The sequence below is a fragment of the Candidatus Symbiopectobacterium sp. NZEC135 genome (genome assembly GCF_025962695.1).
On the sequence record NZ_JAGFPF010000067.1, the window covers coordinates 1 to 20,887 of the forward strand.

Annotated in this window: 19 protein-coding genes; 11 read left to right on the forward strand and 8 right to left on the reverse strand. The window is 54.9% G+C overall.

Going from position 1 to position 20,887, the window contains the following annotated elements; translation table 11 throughout:
- A partial coding sequence (xni, locus tag J5224_RS20795; RefSeq protein ID WP_264627164.1) for a flap endonuclease Xni occupies positions 1–657 on the forward strand: 657 nt, incomplete at its 5' end.
- 48 nt (positions 658–705) lie between these two features.
- On the opposite strand, the gene rlmM is transcribed toward xni, so the two are convergent.
- The 4 genes from rlmM to J5224_RS20815 all read right to left on the reverse strand — a co-directional run bounded on the left by rlmM (position 706) and on the right by J5224_RS20815 (position 3,836).
- Positions 706–1,806, reverse strand: coding sequence for a 23S rRNA (cytidine(2498)-2'-O)-methyltransferase RlmM (gene rlmM, locus J5224_RS20800; protein ID WP_264627165.1), 1,101 nt, complete (start codon positions 1,804–1,806; stop codon positions 706–708).
- The gene (locus tag J5224_RS20805) at positions 1,799–2,194 is read right to left on the reverse strand and encodes a DUF423 domain-containing protein (protein WP_222158406.1); all 396 of its coding nucleotides are present in this window, start codon (positions 2,192–2,194) and stop codon (positions 1,799–1,801) included. Before J5224_RS20805 ends, rlmM begins: the two co-directional genes overlap by 8 nt.
- Before the next feature lie 38 nt (positions 2,195–2,232).
- A complete protein-coding gene (locus J5224_RS20810; RefSeq protein WP_264627166.1) occupies positions 2,233–3,156 on the reverse strand; it encodes a transcriptional regulator GcvA in 924 nt (307 codons plus the stop codon).
- A gap of 458 nt (positions 3,157–3,614) precedes the next feature.
- Complete coding sequence (locus tag J5224_RS20815; RefSeq protein WP_264627167.1) at positions 3,615–3,836, reverse strand: YgdI/YgdR family lipoprotein; 222 nt, start codon at positions 3,834–3,836, stop codon at positions 3,615–3,617.
- A 173-nt stretch (positions 3,837–4,009) separates the two neighbouring features.
- Here J5224_RS20815 and csdA point away from each other — a divergent pair, with 173 nt between their 5' ends.
- The gene (gene csdA / locus J5224_RS20820) at positions 4,010–5,215 is read left to right on the forward strand and encodes a cysteine desulfurase CsdA (protein ID WP_264627168.1); all 1,206 of its coding nucleotides are present in this window, start codon (positions 4,010–4,012) and stop codon (positions 5,213–5,215) included.
- A gap of 28 nt (positions 5,216–5,243) precedes the next feature.
- Complete coding sequence (csdE, locus tag J5224_RS20825) at positions 5,244–5,699, forward strand: cysteine desulfurase sulfur acceptor subunit CsdE (protein WP_413544708.1); 456 nt, start codon at positions 5,244–5,246, stop codon at positions 5,697–5,699.
- A 21-nt stretch (positions 5,700–5,720) separates the two neighbouring features.
- On the opposite strand, the gene tcdA is transcribed toward csdE, so the two are convergent.
- Together tcdA and J5224_RS20835 are read right to left on the reverse strand one after the other, a co-directional pair.
- A complete protein-coding gene (gene tcdA / locus J5224_RS20830; protein ID WP_264627169.1) occupies positions 5,721–6,527 on the reverse strand; it encodes a tRNA cyclic N6-threonylcarbamoyladenosine(37) synthase TcdA in 807 nt (268 codons plus the stop codon).
- Positions 6,528–6,618: 91 nt separating this feature from the next.
- A complete protein-coding gene (locus J5224_RS20835; protein ID WP_264627170.1) occupies positions 6,619–8,871 on the reverse strand; it encodes a molybdopterin-dependent oxidoreductase in 2,253 nt (750 codons plus the stop codon).
- Positions 8,872–9,443: 572 nt separating this feature from the next.
- Between J5224_RS20835 and J5224_RS20840 the strand changes: the two genes are divergently transcribed.
- Genes J5224_RS20840 through J5224_RS20875 form a run of 8 tightly spaced genes read left to right on the forward strand, consistent with a single transcriptional unit; the run spans position 9,444 to position 18,421 of the window.
- A complete protein-coding gene (locus J5224_RS20840) occupies positions 9,444–11,048 on the forward strand; it encodes an ABC transporter substrate-binding protein (RefSeq protein ID WP_264627171.1) in 1,605 nt (534 codons plus the stop codon).
- A gap of 55 nt (positions 11,049–11,103) precedes the next feature.
- Positions 11,104–12,090, forward strand: a complete 987-nt coding sequence (locus J5224_RS20845) for an ABC transporter permease (RefSeq protein WP_264627172.1) — start codon at positions 11,104–11,106, stop codon at positions 12,088–12,090.
- A gap of 49 nt (positions 12,091–12,139) precedes the next feature.
- Positions 12,140–13,027 carry an ABC transporter permease gene (locus J5224_RS20850; protein WP_264627173.1) on the forward strand — a complete coding sequence of 296 codons (888 nt, stop codon included), beginning with the start codon at positions 12,140–12,142 and terminating at the stop codon, positions 13,025–13,027.
- Positions 13,024–14,751 carry an ABC transporter ATP-binding protein gene (locus J5224_RS20855; protein ID WP_264627174.1) on the forward strand — a complete coding sequence of 576 codons (1,728 nt, stop codon included), beginning with the start codon at positions 13,024–13,026 and terminating at the stop codon, positions 14,749–14,751. Before J5224_RS20850 ends, J5224_RS20855 begins: the two co-directional genes overlap by 4 nt.
- A complete protein-coding gene (locus J5224_RS20860; RefSeq protein WP_264627175.1) occupies positions 14,748–15,527 on the forward strand; it encodes an SDR family oxidoreductase in 780 nt (259 codons plus the stop codon). Before J5224_RS20855 ends, J5224_RS20860 begins: the two co-directional genes overlap by 4 nt.
- Before the next feature lie 9 nt (positions 15,528–15,536).
- Positions 15,537–16,733, forward strand: a complete 1,197-nt coding sequence (locus tag J5224_RS20865; protein WP_264627176.1) for a M20 aminoacylase family protein — start codon at positions 15,537–15,539, stop codon at positions 16,731–16,733.
- Between the two features lie 15 nt (positions 16,734–16,748).
- Entirely contained in the window at positions 16,749–17,498 is a 750-nt protein-coding gene (locus J5224_RS20870; RefSeq protein ID WP_264627177.1) for a TetR/AcrR family transcriptional regulator, read from the forward strand.
- A 5-nt stretch (positions 17,499–17,503) separates the two neighbouring features.
- Entirely contained in the window at positions 17,504–18,421 is a 918-nt protein-coding gene (locus tag J5224_RS20875) for a 4-hydroxy-tetrahydrodipicolinate synthase family protein (protein WP_264627178.1), read from the forward strand.
- A 69-nt stretch (positions 18,422–18,490) separates the two neighbouring features.
- Here J5224_RS20875 and J5224_RS20880 read toward each other — a convergent pair whose 3' ends face one another.
- The gene (locus J5224_RS20880; protein WP_264627179.1) at positions 18,491–19,207 is read right to left on the reverse strand and encodes an oligogalacturonate-specific porin KdgM family protein; all 717 of its coding nucleotides are present in this window, start codon (positions 19,205–19,207) and stop codon (positions 18,491–18,493) included.
- A 262-nt stretch (positions 19,208–19,469) separates the two neighbouring features.
- Positions 19,470–20,600 (reverse strand): murein transglycosylase A, encoded by a 1,131-nt coding sequence (mltA, locus tag J5224_RS20885; RefSeq protein WP_264627180.1) that lies wholly within the window; start codon positions 20,598–20,600, stop codon positions 19,470–19,472.
- Positions 20,601–20,887 lie beyond the last annotated feature (287 nt).

The window sequence follows — 20,887 nt, forward strand, 5'->3', positions numbered from 1 at the left end:
CTGCTACAGCATAGCCAGCCGACGCACGCCGTCGCGGTGTTTGATGATGAACAACGCGCCGACAGTTGGCGGCACCAATTGCTACCCGACTACAAAGCAGGCCGCCCGCCCATGCCAGAGAATCTGGCGCTTGAACTGCCGCAAATCCGCCAGACGCTGGTATCAATGGGTATCCCCTGCTGGCATACGCCGGGTAATGAAGCCGATGATTTGGCAGCAACACTCGCCACAAAAGTCGCCCACGCCGGTCATCAAGCGACGATTGTCTCAACCGACAAGGGCTACTGCCAACTGCTGGCCCCCACCATTCAGATTCGTGATTATTTTCAAAAGCGCTGGTTAGATGTGCCGTTTATCGCCCAGGAGTTTGGCGTTTCACCGCAGCAACTGCCTGATTTTTGGGGGTTGGCAGGCATCAGCAGCAGCAAAATACCCGGCGTGGTGGGGATTGGCCCCAAAAGCGCCAGTCAGTTGCTTGCCCAAGCAGGAACCTTGGAGCAACTTTACCAACAGTTGGACGCTGTACCGGAAAAATGGCGACGCAAGCTGGGATCCCAGCGCGAAATGGCCTTTGTCAGCCGTCAGGTAGCGACGTTACGCACGGATTTGGCACTGGAGGGGAATTTACAGCAGTTACGGCTGACGGCGGGGAAGTAAACGCGCCGTTCTTCCCGAACGACGCGTTAATACCTCATACTGCTGCCATCAGCGCTCGTCGCGCCGCCCCGGCACCGCGCCCCATATACGCCGCGCGTGTACCGTCACCTCTTCGCGGTCGTGATACAGTTGGCGAGCACGAATCTCAAAATTAATGCCATTCTCGCTCAAGCGCTCGCTCAGCAACGCCATATTTTGCGTCACTTCCTCATAGCGTTTTTTCATGGGTAGCTTGAGGTTGAATATCACTTCACGGCACCAGCCTTTCACCAGCCAGTCGGCCATCAGGTTAGCCACTTTCGCCGGTTTCTCCACCATATCGCACACCAACCAGGTGATGTTGTTACGCGGTGGTTCAAAACGAAAACCATCCACCGTATGGTGCGTCACCTGCCCGGTATCCATTAGGCTTTGCGCCATGGTGCCGTTATCCACGGCATGAACCATCATGCTGCGCTTCACCAGTTGGTAGGTCCAACCGCCGGGGCACGCCCCCAAATCCACCGCAAACATGCCGCTTGCCAAACGCTCATCCCACTCATCCGCCGGAATGAAGACGTGGAACGCCTCTTCCAGTTTCAACGTAGAACGGCTCGGCGCATCCGAAGGGAATTTCAGGCGCGGGATACCCATATAAAACGGCGAATGGTTATTGCTGTAGGAATAGCCCACATAGCAATGCCCCGGGGCAATAAACAACACATGGATAACCGGACGAGAGGCCTTTTCATAGGGCAACAGAATGCCGTTTTCTTTCAAGGCGGCACGCAAAGGCACGGTAAACTTGCGGCAAAATTTCAGCAGTTCTTTGCTTTCATTGGTGTCCGGTACTTCAACGCGCAGTTCTCCAGCCCGTTCAATCGCGCCGGTCAGCATACCCACAATCGGGGTAATACGATCTTCCGGCGGCAAGTCGCGCAGTAACTCACCGCACACGAACCATTGACGGGCAAAAACCAAGGTATCAAACGGCAATGTTTTGATTAAGCGATCGGCATCTTCATGCTGATAGCATTCATACATCACATAGCCACAATTTTCTTTAACCCTGGCGAAGCCAAAAACCTCGTGTGCGGTGGCTTTTTCCGTTATCTCTGCCGCACACTCTTTTTCGAAACCGGGGCGGCAATATAAAATTACCTTATTCATTACTTTTCGCCTTTCTTGTCTGGCGCAGCACGCCAATCAACATCAATACCCATCCGGTCAGGAAGAAGAGACCGCCAACCGGCGTGACAAACGCCCAAAACCGCAGGTGCGACAGCGCCAGACAATAAAGACTGCCGCTAAACAGCACAGTGCCAAGTGCCAACGCAATGCTGCTCCAATAAAACCACAGATTACGGCGCTGGCGCATCAATACCGACAGCGCCAGAATCGCCAGCGTATGAAACGCCTGGTATTCAAGCCCGGTTTTTAGCCAGGCCATTTCGGCAGCACCCAGCGATTTGCTGAGCACATGTGCACCAAAGGCGCCTAACGCTACAAACACAAACCCGCTGATCGCAGAAAACATCAGCATAAAACGACTGTTCATCGTATTTTCCACAGTAAATCAATTAAATACGCCACATATCAACGTGTGGCATTGTCATAGCGGAAACGAAACTTCTCTTGCTCGCTTGCCGCGCGCGCCAAAATCCAGTGGCGAAAGGCGGCTATTTTACCCAGTTCAGCCTGACTGTCATGACAAACCAGATAAAAAGCATTTTTACTGACCAAAACGTCATTAAACGGGCACACTAACCGACCCGCTTCAATCTCGGTCTGGGCCATCACGTTATTTGCCAACGCGACCCCCTGCCCGTGGATCGCCGCCTGCAACACCATCGCACTGTGGCTGAATATCGGCCCTTGTTGCACATTAATCTGCACGCCAAGCTGGCGAGTGTAGGCCAACCAGTCGCGGCGAGACGCGTCATGCAACAACGTGTGCCCTACCAGATCCTGCGGCGTTTTAAGCGGATGTTTGCCCGTTAGCAATACCGGAGAGCAGACGGGCAACAGGTACTCGGCATAGAGTTTTTCCACGCGCAACCCATGCCAGTTGCCACGCCCGTAAAAAATCGCCACGTCCACATCATCTGACAGGCGATCTTCCTGGCGATCTACCGCCTGAATTCGCACATCAATCCCCGGAAACTCCGCATTAAAACTCGATAATCGCGGTACCAGCCAATGGATGGCGAAGCTGGGCAACAAACTGACCGTCAATGCCCCTTTGGCACTGCGTGACTGTAACTTGCGCGTCGCCTCATTGAGGGAAGAGAAGATCTCTTTTATATCAAGATAGTAGCTTTGTCCCTCTTCCGTCAGCAGCAAAGAGCGATTGCGGCGACGAAACAGCTTGAGCCCCAAAAAATCCTCTAATGATTTGATTTGATGACTGACAGCAGCCTGTGTGACAAACAGTTCCTCCGCCGCTTTGGTGAAGCTGAGGTGGCGGGCGGCAGAATCAAATACGCGCAACGCATTGAGCGGAGGGAGTCGCTTTGACATAGGGTAATGTTCTTCTTTTTCCTAAGAGGTGCACGGAGGCAGCACCGTTCCAGTCATTAGTTTTTTTTATCCGAGACATTATAATTTGTCCGTTGAGGATGCACCAGCAAATACCTATATTAGCGCCACTTCCTTGAGCCGGAACGAAAGGTGCGGCAGGCGTTTCCTGAAGTGCTTTTGGCTTGTGGTTGTGATGTTGTGTTTGCTATTTATTGTCTGCTTTTCAGACATGGTAGCCAAGGCTACCTTTCACTTCCTGTACATTTACCCTGTCTGTCCATAGTGATTTTTATGTGGCACCGCTTTTTAGCGGTGCTTTTTTTTTACCTGACAGGCAGCAAATCTTCATATGCCAGAAATGACAATTCCCGCGCTGGCATTTCAGACTTGCCTTACCGAATAAGTAAGCAACGAAATGGCAGTGCGGGAATCGAGACACAGGTTACACCGGAGGAAAACTATTTGGCTTGCACCATTTCCTTCAGGTTATCACGGTTGATCTGCTGCTCATGGCCGTAGGCATCGACGTAGCTGATCATTCCGGTATCCTCATCCACTTTCGGTTTCCCTTCCGCGACAATGGTTCGCCCGTCGTTGGTGTGCAGCACATAATTACTCGAACAGGCAGTCAAAGAGAGTGCGGCCATCGCAATGGCAATAATTGCTATTTTATTCTTCATAGTGTACTCCAAGTAAATTTTTAAGTTACTTATTTCGCTACTAACGAACGATAGTTCCGTTTATCAACACTGTTAAGACTAGCAAAATCATTTCAATATGCGTTTAAGGATCGTCCTAAAACTTGTTTCCCCGTGAAAAATGCGACAGGATCGTCTGCCAGAAGAGGAACACCATGACAGCATTCAATCCCGCAACCTTTCGTAATGATTTCCCTGCGCTCGCGCAATCCGGCGTTTATCTGGACAGCGCGGCAACGGCGCTCAAACCCCAGCCGGTCATCGATGCCATCTCGCAGTATTACACCGCCGAGACCGGCAATGTGCACCGCAGCCAACATGCTCACGCACAGCGGGTGACAGCGCGGTTCGAGCAGGTTCGATGCGCGGTAGCCGCCCTGCTTAACGCTGACGATCCGCGTTGCGTCGTGTGGACACGCGGAACGACAGAAGCCATTAATCTGGTGGCACAAAGCTATGCGCGTCCTCGTTTGCAGCCGGATGATGAAATCATCGTCAGCGAAGCGGAGCACCACGCCAACCTCATTCCCTGGCTGATGGTGGCACAGCAAACCAGTGCGCGCGTCGTTAAGCTGCCGATTGGCGCAGATGCGCGGCCTAACCTGGAAGCATTAGCCGATCTGATCACCCCACGCACGCGGCTGCTGGCACTGGGCCAGATGTCCAATGTGACAGGGGGCCAACCCGATCTGGCGAAAGCGATCGCGCTGGCACATCAGGCGGGAGCCGTGGTGATGATCGACGGCGCACAAGGCATTGTGCACAGCGCACCGGATGTACAAGCGCTGGATATCGATTTTTATGCTTTCTCCGGCCACAAACTTTTTGGCCCGACCGGTATTGGCGTGTTGTACGGTAAGGCCGACCTTCTAGAATCCATGCCGCCCTGGCACGGCGGAGGGAAAATGATGAGCGCGGTCTCTTTTGATGGATTTACACCGCAGGCCATTCCTCAGCGATTTGAAGCGGGCACCCCGGCGATTGCCGAAGTGCTCGGATTAGGGGCCGCGCTGACATGGATGCAAGGCTATGACTGGCACGCTGCGGAGCACTATAGCCAAGGGTTAGCCCAGTTGGCGGAGCAGCAGTTAGCGCGTTTCCCCGGTTTTCACTCACTGCGCAGTCCCAACGCGACCATCCTGTCGTTTACCCTGACCGATGTACATCCGAACGATCTGGCAACGCTTCTTGCAGAGCAGCAGATTGCCGTTCGCGCCGGGCACCATTGTGCTCAACCGTTATTTACGGCACTTGGATTCGATGGTGCCGTGCGCGCCTCTTTCGCGCCGTATAATAACGAGCACGATGTCACTGCGCTGGTAACAGCGGTTGGCAATGCGTTGGATTTACTGCGAGATTGATTGACGAACAATGGAACCGGCTTACACCATGACAGAGCATCCCATGACCGAGCACACCGCTCATCCTTTTGGCAGTGCCATCACAGCAGAGACCTTACAACACACCTTCGATGCCTGCCGCTCGTGGGAAGAGCGTTATCGGCAATTGATCCTGCTAGCCAAACAGCTTCCTGCTCTGCCGGAAGCGTTGAAAAACGACACCATCGCCCTGTCTGGCTGTGAAAATCGCGTCTGGCTGGGCTATGAGAAACAGCAGGATGGTCGATTGCACTTTTACGGCGACAGTGATGGGCGAATCGTGCGCGGTTTGTTAGCCGTGTTGCTCACGGCGGTAGAAGGCAAACAGGCTGCCGATTTGTTAGGGCAAGATCCGTTGTCCCTGTTTGACCAACTCGGCCTGCGCGCACAGCTCAGCGCCTCACGCGCCAGCGGATTGTCCGCGCTGGCACAGCGAATTCAAGCGATCGCAGCACAAACGCGGTAACACAGCTTACTCGGCCGCGTACTACGCTCCGCGCGCCGCCTTCGCCATCATTTTCTTTAACGCGTGGGAGACCGCGACAAAACCAAAGGTCGCGGTCACCATGGTGGCAGCACCGAAACCGGAGGCGCAATCCATGCGTTTTACCCCCTCCGCTGTACTGCGCGATGCGCACACCGAGCCATCTGCCTGCGGGTACATCAACGGTTCATCAGAAAACACGCAGTCGATGCCTAAGCGACCTTTGCTGTTCTTGACCACGTTGAAATCGTGTTTTAGCCGCTCGCGCAGCTTGGCCGCCAGCGGGTCCTGAATGGTTTTGGCAAGATCTACCACGCTGATGCGTGTCGGATCGATTTGCCCGCCCGCCCCACCGGTGGTCACGACCGGGATTTTATAACGACGACAGTATGCCAGCAGCGCCGCTTTCGGGCGCACGCTGTCAATCGCATCAATTACATAGCTAAAGCCGCGATTGAGATACTCCGCCACGTTATCCACCGTGACGAAATCATCTACGCAGGTGACCTGGCATTCAGGGTTGATGGCACGGATACGTTCCGCCATCACTTCCGTTTTGGCCTGCCCGGTATGTTCGCGCAGCGCGTGAATCTGCCGGTTGGTGTTGCTGACACAGACGTCATCCATATCAATCAGCGTAATCGCACCAATGCCGGTACGCGCCAGCGCCTCTGCGGCCCAGGAACCTACGCCGCCAATGCCGATAACGCACACGTGCGCCTGTGCGAACAGCGCCAACGCCTGCTGACCGTATAACCGCGCTGTACCGCCGAAGCGTTGCAGATAGGCTTCGGATAACGTACCACTCATGACCACCAACCTCTAACTCTGATAACCGCTGTAAAAAAACAGGCCCGATCATAAAGCGATCGAGCCTGTTGCGCTACTGGTGTGATGAAAATCAGGCGGCCACTACGTCCACCAGGCAGCTCATGGCATTCGGTCCCTGTGTAAGCGGTGAGGTGCCAATATCCAGCGTCAGCACATTGGCATTGCCGGACTGCTCCACCGCATGCCACTCTTTCCGACCGAAACCCGGTTCGAACCAGGCTCCGGTAGACATGATCACCACGCCGGGTGCCACCCCTTCGGTCACGCGAACCCCGGCATAAATGCGACCACGCGCGTTAAAGACTTCCACCTGCTGCGCATCAACAATGCCGCGCGCGTTTGCATCCTGCGGGTGCATGTAGAGCGTCTCTTTCCCTGCGGTTTTGTTCGCCGCCACCTGTGGCGTCGCGGCCAGTTGGCTGTGCAACCGATCCGATGGCTGAATGGAAATAAAATGCAGCGGCCAGCGTTCTGCGGTTTCGGCGCCAAGCCACTCAACGGGCGGACGCCATTCTGGATGCGGGGCAAAATCCTCATAACCGTAACGGGCGATAGTATCGCTGTACAGTTCAATCTTGCCGCTCGGCGTTTGCAGCGGATGCTGTTCCGGGCTATTGCGGAACGCGTCAAAGAACACAAACGGTTTCTCACCCTGCGGCACATCCAGATGTCCGCGCTGCCAAAACTGGTCGAAATCAGGCCATTCCACGCCCTGCTGACGTCCACGACACTCGTCATACAGCGCTTCCAGCCATGCCTGCTCATCACGCCCTTGGGTAAAGGCATCGCCATAACCCAGTCGTTCCGCCAGTTCGCTGAAAATATCATAGTCATTACGCGCTTGATGCTGCGGCGCAATCGCCTGATGCATGGCAAACAGATGGCGATCGCGCGACGATCCGCCCAGATCGTTACGTTCAAGCGTGGTGGTGACTGGCAGCACGATGTCAGCCATCTGCGCGGCGGGCGTCCAGACGATGTCCTGTACGATAACCGTCTCGGGCCTGCGCCAACCTTCAACCAGACGGTTAAGCTGCTGGTGATGGTGAAACGGGTTACCACCGGCCCAGTGAATCAGGTGGATCTCAGGGTAGCGATGGGTTTCGCCCTTGAAGGTATAGAGTTGGCCGGGATTCAGCAGCATATCGGCGATGCGAGCCACCGGAATGGCGCGCCCGGGGTTCTTCACCGAAGGGGATTCTGGTGCAGGCGAAGCGATACGCTCATTACCGACGCCGTTCATGGAGCCATGACCAAAGGAGAAACCGCCGCCCGGCAGGCCAATCTGACCCAACATGGCTGACAGCGCGATCATCATCCAATAGGGCTGCTCTCCGCGATGAGCGCGCTGCACCGAATAGGCGCAGGTGATGAAACTGCGCACGCCTATCAGTTGTCGCGCCAGTCGACGAATGCGCTCGGCGGGAATGCCAGTGATGGCGCTGGCCCACTCCGGCGTTTTCGGCGTGTCATCGGGTTCACCGGTCAGATAGTGGCGTAGCGCATCATAGCCCACGCAATAACGCCGCAGAAAATCGGTGTCATCCGCGCCCAGCCGCTGAATTTCGTAACCGAGCGCCAGCATCAATGCCACATCGGTATTTGGACGAATCGGGATCCACTCCGCCCCAAGAAAGGCCGGGCAATCGTCACGCATCGGGCTGATGTTGATAACCGGGATCTTTTTCTCAGCCAACTGACGCAACGCTGGCTCCAGACTGTGGTACCCCGCCCCACCGGACGCCACCTGCGCGTTTTTCAGCGCCAATCCGCCAAACGCCAGGAAAATGTTGCAGTGTTCTAGCACGCTACGCCACTCGGTTACCTTGCCAGTGAGCGGCTGAAAGGTGCCGATAACGTAGGGCAAAAAGAATTGCGCCGCGCCCCAACTGTAGTTGCCTTGCTGGTCAACAGCACCACCGCCGGAGAAATAGAAACGTCGCACTTGCGAACGCGCATGGTGAAAACGTCCCGCAGAAGACCAACCGTAAGATCCGGCGAACAGGCCGTCCGCTCCGTAACGATCGCGCACGCGCCGGTTCTCTTGCGCGACCAGATCGAGTGCGACATCCCAATCTACCTCAACAAAATCTTCTTTGCCGCGCAGCGCGCCATCGCTGTTTTCACGCTTTTGTAACCAAGAACGGCGCACGGCCGGGCGGCGAATACGCTTGTCGGAATAGACCAGCGGCACGATAGAATCAAGCATCGCGGAAGGTGCCGAATCGCTGGCAAACGGCTCGCAGCGGATCAGTTTTCCGTCCTCCACGACGGCGGTAAAAGCGCCCCAATGCGCCAGATGGGGATAACGCTGAATAGCCATTCGCAACCTCAATACTTTCTCGTGCCACCCTGAATAGCGCGACAACGCAGCCTGGTAAGAAACAACGCCAAAAATGACGTTAAAAAATCGCAAAAACATTGCCACAAAAAACAATGTCACAGTTATAAAAGAAATACCCTAGACACTTCAAGTAGGCGGGTTATGCAGAATATAGCTTTGCTTATGCAGATTTAAACGTTTGTTTAAAACGCACGTTAGGATAGGGTTTAACCTCAATAAGCACAGTCAGCGCGTTTACCCCAGCAACGGACTGTGATTGATTCGCCACCACGCGAAATAATAAATAATTATTTGTTTTATTTGGTTTTTATTAAACAACAAACACCAAAGCCAGGAATTCACGATGACTCACGCACAGACAATCCTTTTATTGATGGCCCGATGTTAGTTTTCTAGTTGGGTTATTTCCCGATCACCGTTATTACCGCACTTTTCCTCTGAATAGCGCGTCGAACGCTTACGCTGTCAGGCGGGTATATCAGCGGAAAAACGCTCACAAAAAACCGCATAATCGACAGGGATAATATCCCTGAAAAATACGGATAAATAACATGAAACATAAAGCGATATTATCTGCGCTGATAATGGCAACCTCATTATTCAGTCTGCCAGGATTAGCCGATACGGCAACGCCGCAACCGGGCGTGACTCCGCAACGCGGCGGCACGCTCAACTTTCTGGCCGAACCCGAACCGCCGGTACTGACCAGTCTGGTCAGTACCAGCGGCGCGGTGATGAAGGTTAACGCTAAAGTGATCGAAGGGTTACTGGATTACGATTTCAACATGAACCCGGTGCCACAGCTAGCGACCAGTTGGTCCGTCAGCCCGGATGGCAAAGAGTACACCTTCCATTTGCGCCAGGGCGTAAAATGGCACGACGGCAAAGACTTCACCTCTGCGGATGTCGCCTTCTCCATTCTCACCGTCAAGCAATATAACTCCCGGGGTAAGGGCACGTTTGCCAACGTCACCGAGGTAAAAACGCCCGATCCTTACACCGCGATCATCGAACTGTCGCAGCCTGCGCCCTATTTGCTGAGTGCGTTTTCAGCCAACGAAGCGCCTATAGTGCCCAAGCATCTCTATGAAGGCACCAATATTCTGTCTAACCCGCACAACACCGCACCGATCGGTACTGGCCCGTTTGTGTTTAAAGAGTGGGTACGCGGCAGCCATATTCTGTATGAACGCAACCCCAACTACTGGGATAAGCCCAAACCTTATATCGATCGTTTAGTGGTAAAAATCATTCCTGATGCCGCCACGCGCACCATTGCACTAGAAACTGGCGCATTGGATCTGGGCAGTGATACGCCTATCCCGATGAGTGAAATTGAGCGCATCAAGAAGAACCCGAAACTGGGCATTGAAACCCGTGGTTATGGCTACAGCCCGACGCAAACCCGTATCGAGTTCAACCTGGATAACCCGTACCTGAAGAACCTCAAGGTGCGTCAGGCGATCGCGCACAGCATCAATCTCGATGTGCTGAAAAAAGTGGTGTGGTATGGCTATGCCTCGAACTCTCCGACAGGGATTACGCCGGAATTGACACAATTCCACGACAACACCCCGTCACCGTACAATTTCGATATCGCTAAAGCCAACAAACTGCTGGATGAAGCGGGCTTCCCACGTCAGGCCAACGGTATTCGCTTCCAGTTGGTGCACGATTTTATGCCTTACGGCGACAGCTTTAAACGCGTCGCTGAATACCTGAAATCCGCGTTGGCCAAAGTCGGTATTGACGTCACCATCCGTTCGCAGGACTTCGCCACCTTTGTTAAACGTGTCTACACCGACCGCGACTTTGACTTCAACAACGGCTCCATTTCCAACCTGTTTGACCCGGCGGTTGGCGTGCAGCGTCTCTACTGGTCAAAAACCTACTCACCGGGCGTTCCGTTTGGTAATGGCTCGCACTACAGCAACCCAGAAGTAGACCGTCTGCTGGAGCAAGCCGCCGTTGAGACCGATCCGGCGAAGCGTGTGGCGTTGTACAAACAGTTCCAACACATCATCGCGACCGAGATCCCGGACCTGAACCTGTTGCAGATCAACCGACTGACTATCTACAACAAACACGTCCACGGCTTTATCACCGGTATTCAGGGTGTGAATGGCAGCCTGGCTGACGTTTGGATCGAACAGTAAGTCATACAACAGTCCCGCGACAGCGGGGCTGTGCTTTTTTGATAGAGGTAGGGCGATGAACAGATTGCAACGCACCCGACGTATTTTGCAACGCACGCTATTGCATGCGCTGCCCACGACGCTCGGCATCGTGATCGTGGTATTTTTTCTGCTGCAACTGGTGCCGGGCGATGCCGCCGACGTGCTGGCTGCCGAGGCGGGCAGCGCCACCGCAGAAACCATGACGATGCTGCGCGCCCAGTTCGGGCTGGATCAGCCTATTCTTTCCCAACTTCTCAGCTATCTTGGCAACCTCAGCCACTTCAGCCTGGGGTTCTCACCCCGTTATAACGCGCCCGTGATGGACCTGATCATGTCGCGTCTGCCCAGCACGCTGCTGCTCATGCTACTTTCACAGACCATCGCTATCGTGGTCGGGATCGCGCTGGGTGCCGTGATGGCGGTATGGGCAGGGAAATGGCCTGACCGACTGCTGTCGCTGCTGGCACTGCTGCTCTACTCCACGCCGGGGTTCTGGATCGGGTTGATGACGCTGATTCTGTTCTCCGTGCAGCTTGATTGGCTGCCGAGCGGCGGCAACATCACCATCGGTGCCGACCTCACTGGCTGGGCCTACGCCGCGGATATGCTGCGGCATGCCATTTTGCCGGTGCTGGCATTGAGCAGCTTTTTTATTGCGATATACGCCCGCTTAACCCGCGCGGCGATGCTGGAAATCGCCCAGCAGGATTTTGTCCGCACCGCCCATGCCAAGGGCCTGACACCGTGGTTTGTCACCGTGCGTCACATTCTGCGCTGCGCGTTGCTGCCGATCACGACCGTCGCCGGTATGCACTTTGGCAACCTGCTTGGCGGCGCTGCCGTGGTTGAAACCGTATTCAGTTGGCCTGGCCTCGGTCGGCTGGCGCTGGAAGCGGTGATGGCTCGTGATTTTAACGTGCTGCTGGGTGTACTGCTGCTTTCCGCCCTGCTGGTGATTGTGGCGAATATTCTGGTGGACTTACTTCAGTCCTGGTTGGATCCGCGCATCAAAGCGCACTGAGTCTGGTCGAAAATAACACCAGAATACAATGAAATAGGTAATTCCTGACATGAGTAACCTTGTTGATGAAAAAGGCCCGGCGCGCCGCACGTTCCGCCTGTCGCCTGAAGTGAACGCCTTTTTGCATAATCCCTCCGGCATGGCGGGGTTGTTGATGCTACTGGCCGTCTTGGTCATGGCATTTATCGCCCCGCTTATCTACCCCGGCGATCCTCTGGATATGGTGGCACAGCCGTTTTTATGGCCCGGGCAGGATCCCCAGTTCCCACTGGGAACGGATTCACTGGGGCGTGACGTAGCCGCCGGTATTGTGCACGGTTCGCAGGTTTCGTTACAGATAGGCTTCAGCGCCGTGCTGGTCAGCCTGGCTATCGGCACCGTCGTCGGTGCATTGGCGGGCTACTTCGGCGGCACCATCGACGATGTACTGGTGCATATCACCGAGCTGTTTCAAACCTTTCCCACCTTCTTACTGGTGGTGGTGCTGGTAGCCATTGGCAATCCTTCGATTGGCCTGATCTCCAGCGCAATCGGCATTGCCTCCTGGCCGACCATTGCCCGTCTGGTACGCGCGGAATTTCGTTCGCTGCGCGCCAGCGATTTTGTACTGGCTGCCCGCAGTCAGGGCTTTTCGTCGCTGCGCATTATCTTTCAGGAAATGCTGCCGAACGCGCTGCCGTCTATCATCGTAACCACCTCGGTGATGGTGGCATCGTCCATTTTGATTGAATCCGCGTTGGCGTTTCTCGGTTTTGGCGATCCTAACCGGGTCAGTTGGGGCAGCATGATCGGTGCCGGGCGCGAATCGCTGCGCACCGCCTGGTTCCTCACTGCCCTGCCCGGCGGTGCACTGGTGCTGACGGTGTTATCACTCAATCTGGTCGGTGATGCGCTTAACGACGCCCTGAACCCCCGTTTGCGCAGGAGAGCCTCATGACGTCGCTACTCACCATCAACGATCTGCGCGTCACCTTTCCCGGTCATGAGGCGGTGCGTGGCTTGAACCTGACCCTGAATGCTGGTGAAACGCTGGCTCTGGTGGGTGAATCCGGTTGCGGAAAATCCGCCACCGCCCTGTCGCTGATGCGCCTGCTACCTGACAGCGCTCGCTTGCAGGGGGAAATTCTGTTTGACGGGCAAAACCTGCTGACGCTGTCCGATGCACACATGCGCCAACGACGCGGCAATCAGATTTCGATGATCTTTCAGGAACCGATGACATCGCTAAACCCGGTGTTGAGCATCGGCCAGCAAATCGCGGAAACGCTGCATGTGCACCAGCAATTAACGCCAGCCGCAGCGCGCAAGCGCGCCATTGAATTGCTGGACCTAGTGCGGATCCCCGAACCGGCGCGGCGCGTTGATGATTACCCGCATAACCTCTCTGGCGGACAGCGTCAGCGCGTGATGATCGCCATGGCCGTTGCCTGCCAGCCGCGTTTGCTGATTGCCGATGAACCCACCACGGCGCTCGACGTCACCATTCAGGCGCAGATTCTGGAACTGCTGGACCGACTGAGACGCGAATTGTCGATGGGGCTGCTGCTGATCACGCACGATCTCGGTTTGGTGTCACAGTGGGCCGATCGCGTGGCGGTCATGTATGCCGGGCAAAAGGTCGAAGAAGCGCCCACCGCACAACTGTTTAGCGCCCCTCAGCATCCTTACACGCGCGGGCTGCTTGGCACTTCGCTGCACATGGATCAGGACATGCATTACCGGGATTCACGCCTGCCGGAAATTCATCATCAGTTGGATGCACAAGGTTCTGCTTTCACACTGATTACACCGCCGCCGTTGGAGCACGGCCCGCGCCAGACCGATCAACAGCCGCTGCTGTCGCTGCGCGATGTCCACACCGAGTACCAGACCGCACAAGGCAAAGTCAGCGCGGTAAATGGCATATCACTGGATATCCATCCGGGTGAAACGCTAGGGCTGGTCGGCGAATCCGGTTGCGGAAAATCGACCCTGTCAAAAACGATCCTGCGCCTGCTGCCCACCTCGCAGGGTAGCATCATTTTTGACGGTGAGGATATCACCCACCACAAGGGGTCGAGCCTGGCGTCACTGCGTCAACGTGTGCAGATGATATTCCAGGATCCTTACGCGTCGCTTAACCCGCGTCACAGCATTCAGCACATTCTGGAAACGCCGCTGGTGGTGCACGGCATGGGGTCGCGTGCCGAACGCCAACGCGCCGTACGCGACATCCTTGATAAGGTCGGGCTCCCCCAACGCAGTCTGGAGCGTTACCCGCACGAATTTTCAGGTGGACAGCGCCAACGCATCGGGATAGCTCGAGCACTGGTGATTAAACCTTCGCTGGTGATCTGCGATGAGCCAGTATCGGCGCTGGATGTGTCCATTCAGGCACAAATTCTCAACCTGCTGGTGGAACTGAAAAACGAGATGGGGCTGGCGCTGCTGTTTATCTCGCACGATTTGGCCGTGGTGCGCTATATCGCCGATAACGTGATGGTGATGCACAACGGCAATTGCGTGGAACAAGGCGACAGTTACCGCATCTGGCATCAGCCGCAGCATCCGTATACCCGAAAACTCATCGATGCAGTACCGGGTGCGACGCCGCGTACTGCACAAGATATCCCAGCGATCACTCACCCAACCGTCCACCTGACAGAGAGACAAACGGCATGAATTTGGGCATTCAAGGAAAAAAAGCATTGGTGTGGGGAGCCAGCCGTGGGCTGGGTAAAGCGGCAGCGCTACAACTGACCCAGGAAGGCGTTGAAGTCACTTTGCTGTCACGCACCGCACAGGCATTACACGAAGCCCAAGAGAGCATTTTGCTGCAAACCGGCGTGCGCCCGCATGCCGTTGTGGCGGATATCACCACAGAAGCGGGCCGACAATCCGCCATTAATGCTTGCCCGGCGCCTGACATTCTGATCAATAACGCCAGCGGCCCAACGCCGGGGGATTTTCGCGAATGGCAAAGACAGGACTGGCTCGATGCGCTCGACAGCATGATGCTCGGCCCGATTGCCATGATACGCCTCACGGTTGATGGCATGGCAGAGCGCGGTTTTGGTCGCATCATCAACATCACCTCGCGCAGTGTCAAGATCCCGCAGTTGGAGCTGGGCTTGTCCAACAGCGCACGTTCCGGCTTAACGGGCTTTGTCGCCGGGTTGGCGCGCACGCAAGTGCACCGCAACGTGACTATCAACAATATTCTGCCCGGCATCTTCGATACCGAAGGCCAATGGCACCATATCCAGTCGTTGAGCGAACAAACCGGGCGTGATTTTTCAGCAATCCACAAAGAGCGGGCGGCCGCGAATCCAGCTCAGCGCTATGGTCAACCCGAAGAGTTTGGTGCCACCTGTGCGTTTCTCTGCTCGCAGCAGGCTGGGTTTATCACCGGACAAAACCTGTTGATTGATGGCGGCAGCTATCCCGGCACTTTTTAAGGAATCATCATGACGCCATCGGTACCCACAACAGAGACGCCGCGCGTCAATAAGGCGACCCTAGACACCTTATTGCCCGAACTGACGGCACTGCGCCGCCAGATTCACCAGCATCCAGAAATCGGTTTTGAAGAGTGGCAAACCGCACGTTTGATTGCGAGCACCTTAACCCAATGGGGCATTGAGGTTACCACCGATATCGGCGGAACCGGCGTCGTCGCCACGCTAAAAGGGCGTTATCCCGGCTCTGGGTGCCTTGGCCTGCGTGCCGATATGGATGCGCTGTATATCCATGAGCAAACCGGGCTGCCTTATGCCTCTGCACACACGGGCAAGATGCACGCCTGCGGCCACGATGGCCATGTGACCATGCTGCTGGGGGCTGCGCGTTATCTGTCGCTACACCCCGACTTTGCAGGCACCGTACACTTTATTTTTCAACCAGCGGAAGAAGGATTAGGCGGCGCACCGGCGATGCTCAACGACGGCCTGTTGGAACGCTTCCCCTGCGATGCCCTTTACGGTTTGCACAACAAACCGGGTGTCCCCCTTGGCACGTTTGCGCTGCGCGCCGGGCCGATGCTGTGCGCCAGTGATACCTGGCAGGTGGTGTTTCGCGGTACGGGAGGGCACGGTGGTTCGGGCGCACACCTGTCTATCGACCCTACGCTGCCCGCCGCGCAGTTTATCAGCGCCCTGCAAACCATCGTCAGCCGTAACGTGCCGGCCATGGAATCCGCCGTGTTGAGTATCGGTCATATTCAGGCGGGTGATGCCAATGCACCGAACGTCATTCCCGACAGTGTGCGCATTAAAGGCACGGGGCGTAGCTATTCCCCCGCCATTCGTGAACTGCTGGCTTCCCGCCTTGAAACACTGGCACAGCATTGTGCCGAGGGTTACGGCGCGCGCGCCGAAGTCACTTATGACTATCAATACCCGGTGCTGGTGAACGATGCCGACGCCACTGACCGTGCGATTCGCGCCGCACACACGGTCGCCAGCGTGAACCCAAACATGACACCGCTACTGGGTGCGGAAGACTTTGCCTACATGCTGGAACAGCGCCCTGGCGCGTTCATGATGGTCGGTAACGGCGATACTGCCGCGCTGCATACGCCGCACTACGACTTTAACGATGACCTGATTCCTGTCGGCGTCCAGTATTGGGCCGCGCTGGTGTATCAGGAGTTGAAAAGCGCCTGAATCAAGGATACTGCCATGACCACAGCGACAAGAGAGAAGCAACCGGAAATCCGTCAGCGCATTCTGCAAGAGGCGATTGCGCGTTTTGCCCATAAAGGCGCTGAACTGACCACTATCCGTGAAATTACTCAGGCCACGCAGGTGAATCTGGCCTCGGTAAACTATTACTTCGGCTCCAAGGATGGCCTGTTGCACGCGGTGCTGGATACCGTACTGGGCCCGCTGAGCGAGGCGCGCGCACAGCTGTTGGATGCTGCCGAAGCTCGCTATGGCGATCGCCCCATTCCTATTGAAGTACTGCTGGATGCGCTGTTGCGCCCATTGGTAAAAACCGCCAAGACTCCCGATGGTGGGCGTATTGTGGTGCGGCTGTTGCAACACTTACGCGCCACACCGGAACACAGCGTCACGTCCTTGCTGTCCGCACAGTTCGACCATATAGCGCATCGGTTTATTGATGCCCTCTCGCGCACCCTGCCACACCTGGCTCGTGCCGAGGTGATTTGGCGTTATGAATTTGCGCGCGGTGCCGCCATGCATGTGCTGACCGATGCCGATCCACGTTCGGGCAGGCTGGCTTTGCTGTCACAAGGGCTGTGCGATAACCGTGATGACGAGCAGGTGCTGGCGCACTTGCTCACCTTCGTCAGCACCGGTTTCTGCGCGCCTTCCCATAATGATATCTCTCACATTCACCGCAGGGAGACGCCGTCACAGGCGTCGTCCGTGCCGTTCTTCACTCCGTCAGGAAATAATGCAGGCTGAAAACCATGAGTAAACTAAAAATTGAAGGCTCCTTTGTAGCGCTGATTACCCCATTCAACGAGGATGGCAGCGTCGATTTCGGCGCATTTGAGACGCTGTTGCAGTTCCAGGCTGAAAACGGTACCTCCGCCGTGCTGATCATGGGCTCAACCGGCGAAGTCTCCATGTTGTCGGCGGAAGAACGTAAGGCCATCATTCACCGCACGGCGAAATTCCGTCAGGGCGACATGAAGATTTTCTTCGGTTGCACCGGTAACAACACTGACACCACCATCGATTATGTGCGCTATGCGCAAGACAATGGCGCAGACGGCGCGATCATCGCCGCACCGGCCTATATCTGCGCACCGGAAAGCGACATCGAAAGCTATTTCCTTGAAGTGGCGGATGCCACCGATTTGCCGCTCGGGATCTACAACAACCCGCCGCGCGTGAAGTCCGATCTGCACTGGACATCGCTGCTGCGCATCTTCAAACATCCGAACTATGTGGTACATAAGGAATCTACCACCCGCGTAGGACAAGTGGCGCAAGTGCTGGCTGGCAACCCGGACGTTTCAGTGATGTGCTGCGATTCCCCCAACCTGGGGCTGGTGGTTCCAACCATGTCACTCGGTGGGCACGGCACCGCCAACATGACGGGCAACATTGCGCCGGCAGAGTTGGCAGAAATCTCACGTCCGTGGAAAAACGGCGACGATGCTGCGCGCTTCCGTACCGCTTACCAACACTTGCTGCCGCTGTTGCACTACACCTATTCGGCCATCAATCCGGTGGCAGTAAAATCGCTGATGAAAGCCATCGGCTTACCGGCAGGCAGCCTGCGTCGACCGCTGCGCGATCTGCAAGGTGATGCATTACAGAACGGTATCCGTATTGTCAACGAACTGGGTCTGAGCCAAAAGTACGGTTTCAAAAGTTAATGATTTAACGCTGCATAAAAAAGCCGCCTGAATAATCAGGTGGCTTTTATTTTATCACTCTACGCTTCATCAGAAGCTATATTGAACCCCGACACGGTATCGGGTTTGGCGATCATCCTTGAGGCCTGATGATTCAGGAACATTCCCTACCGCCACGAAAGGACGCCAGTTTTTATCCCATTTATAACTCAGCTTCACATCATGGCCGAAAGCGTAATTGTCATTATCAGATAATTTTATTCTTGCCGCGTTGGATTTTTGATAATCCAATTCATATTCAAGCGTGTAATCCTTGAGGAAATTATAAGCGATAACCGACGTTAGATTATAACCATTTTCCGATGTTTTATTTGTCGTTCCAATATTATTGCTGTTACGCTTGTAATAAGGGCGATAGCGCAGCGACACCGACAGATCGTTGGTAATATTCGCTTTACCACGCAGGTAGGGACGATAATTGTTGTAGTTAGAGGTAGAGTCTAACGAAAAGCCCGGTTCTAATGAGAAGGTTTTATTGAAGTTATACAGATAGCTGGCGATAACTTCCGTGCCGTTGCTGACACTTTCATTAAACGGTTTGTTAGGGGTTTTATCATTGCTATGCTGCCCCCAGCGAGCTTCCACCGACAAGCCAAAACCTTGCTCAAAACGATGAGAAAACAACAAACGGTCTTTATGATCGCCGCTTGAGGTATCTTTGAATTCGTGACGATAATCGATGGTCGCTGCCAACGTATTGAGCGTAACCAGCGATGTAATTGCCAACGTGACTAATTTTAATTTCATTGTGTTTCCCCGAGAATAATGTTGCATTACTGCTATTATGATGACGTCAACAACTTCGCAGACGAAGGTGATCCCTACCGCGATAAATGACGGCGTATCAAATTGATGCGCCAGAGGAGTGTAACAATAAGTTCATTTTTGCAAACAACGTTATTTTTATTACCTTATTCATAATATGGCATAAGCATTAATAATAAAATAAACCATTGTTCAATAAAAATGCCGGGAACGTTATTTATTCCCGGCATCGTTTAAGAATGCGTTAACGCGAGGCGCTTTGCATTAATAAAGGCGTAGTGCTGAAGGGAGACGCTGCATCATTTTTCAGCACCCAGACGCGACCATAATGGTTGTAATATCCGGCAGCATGGCCGGCCTCATGCCCAATCCCCTGATAGATATCAAAATGCTGGCCTTTGATGGCTCCCCCCACGTCAAGCGCTACCATCATGCGCATCTCGTAACGACCGGTGAATTTCCCTTCGTTGTTAAGCAACGGGACTTCTGCCAGCAAGGCCGTACCCGGCGGGATCAGCGAGCGATCGGAGGCTACAGAGGCTTTGGCAATCAGCGGCACGGCGCTGGCACCCTTCACCGGTGCGGATGACATCGGTTTAAAGAAAACAAAAGAAGGATTCTGCTCCAACAGTTCACGCACAGCATACGCGGAGTGTGTTTCGCCCCAGTGGCGGATTGCCTGCATCGACATCTCTTCTTTAGGCACTTCGCCTCTGTCGATCAACACTTTGCCAATACTGCGATAGGCATGCCCATTCTTGCCGCCATAGGCAAAGAAGGTCAGCGGTCGGCCATCACCGAAATCCACATAGCCGCTGCCCTGCACTTCCATCAAAAAATTGTCCATCAGCGAGTTGGTCCAGGCAAGGACATTGCGTTCGCCCAGCGCACCGGCATAAATGCCCGCGCGATCGGGTAAGCGGCGACTCTTTTTGTTGGGGGCTGGCATACCATACAGCGGGTGTTGGAATTCGCCCTGACGGGTATAACGCGCCTGCACGACCGGCGTGTAATACCCGGTAAACTGCACGTTACCAAAATTATCCACGCCCTCCATTTGCCAGGCATTAAGCCCAAACTGGCTCAGGTTACGCGTGTCGGCACCGGCTTGCATCCAACGTTGAATGGCCTGAAAGATGTCCTGATTACGGGCATACAACGCGGGAGAAGCATTCTTAATCTCTGTCACCTGGCTAACGAAGTCGCCCGCATTAACCGGCTTTCCGGTAGCGTTGGGTTCATTAACGAGCGCAAGCGGCTGCTCAAGTCGCCCATCTTTATACTGCTGCCCACGGTCGGTCGGCCTGGACTGACACCCGGCCAGAATGGCAATCACCACCCCGGTCAGCACATATTTCCCCCAACATACTCTCATTTTCTTTTTCGCTCTCTTTACCGCACGACAAATCAGTAGATGCACAATAACAAAGGCATCTCTATAAGAAAACGCGCCAAATGTCATAACCGCGCCAACAAGGACAAAAAACAACCAAAGTGCAGATAAAATCGGCAGGCGTGCCGCTAAGATCCCTTTTTGCTCAAATAGAGGTTGCATACCCAGCGATGGAGAGTATAGTGCGCATCCACGGACGCGGGGTGGAGCAGCCTGGTAGCTCGTCGGGCTCATAACCCGAAGGTCGTCGGTTCAAATCCGGCCCCCGC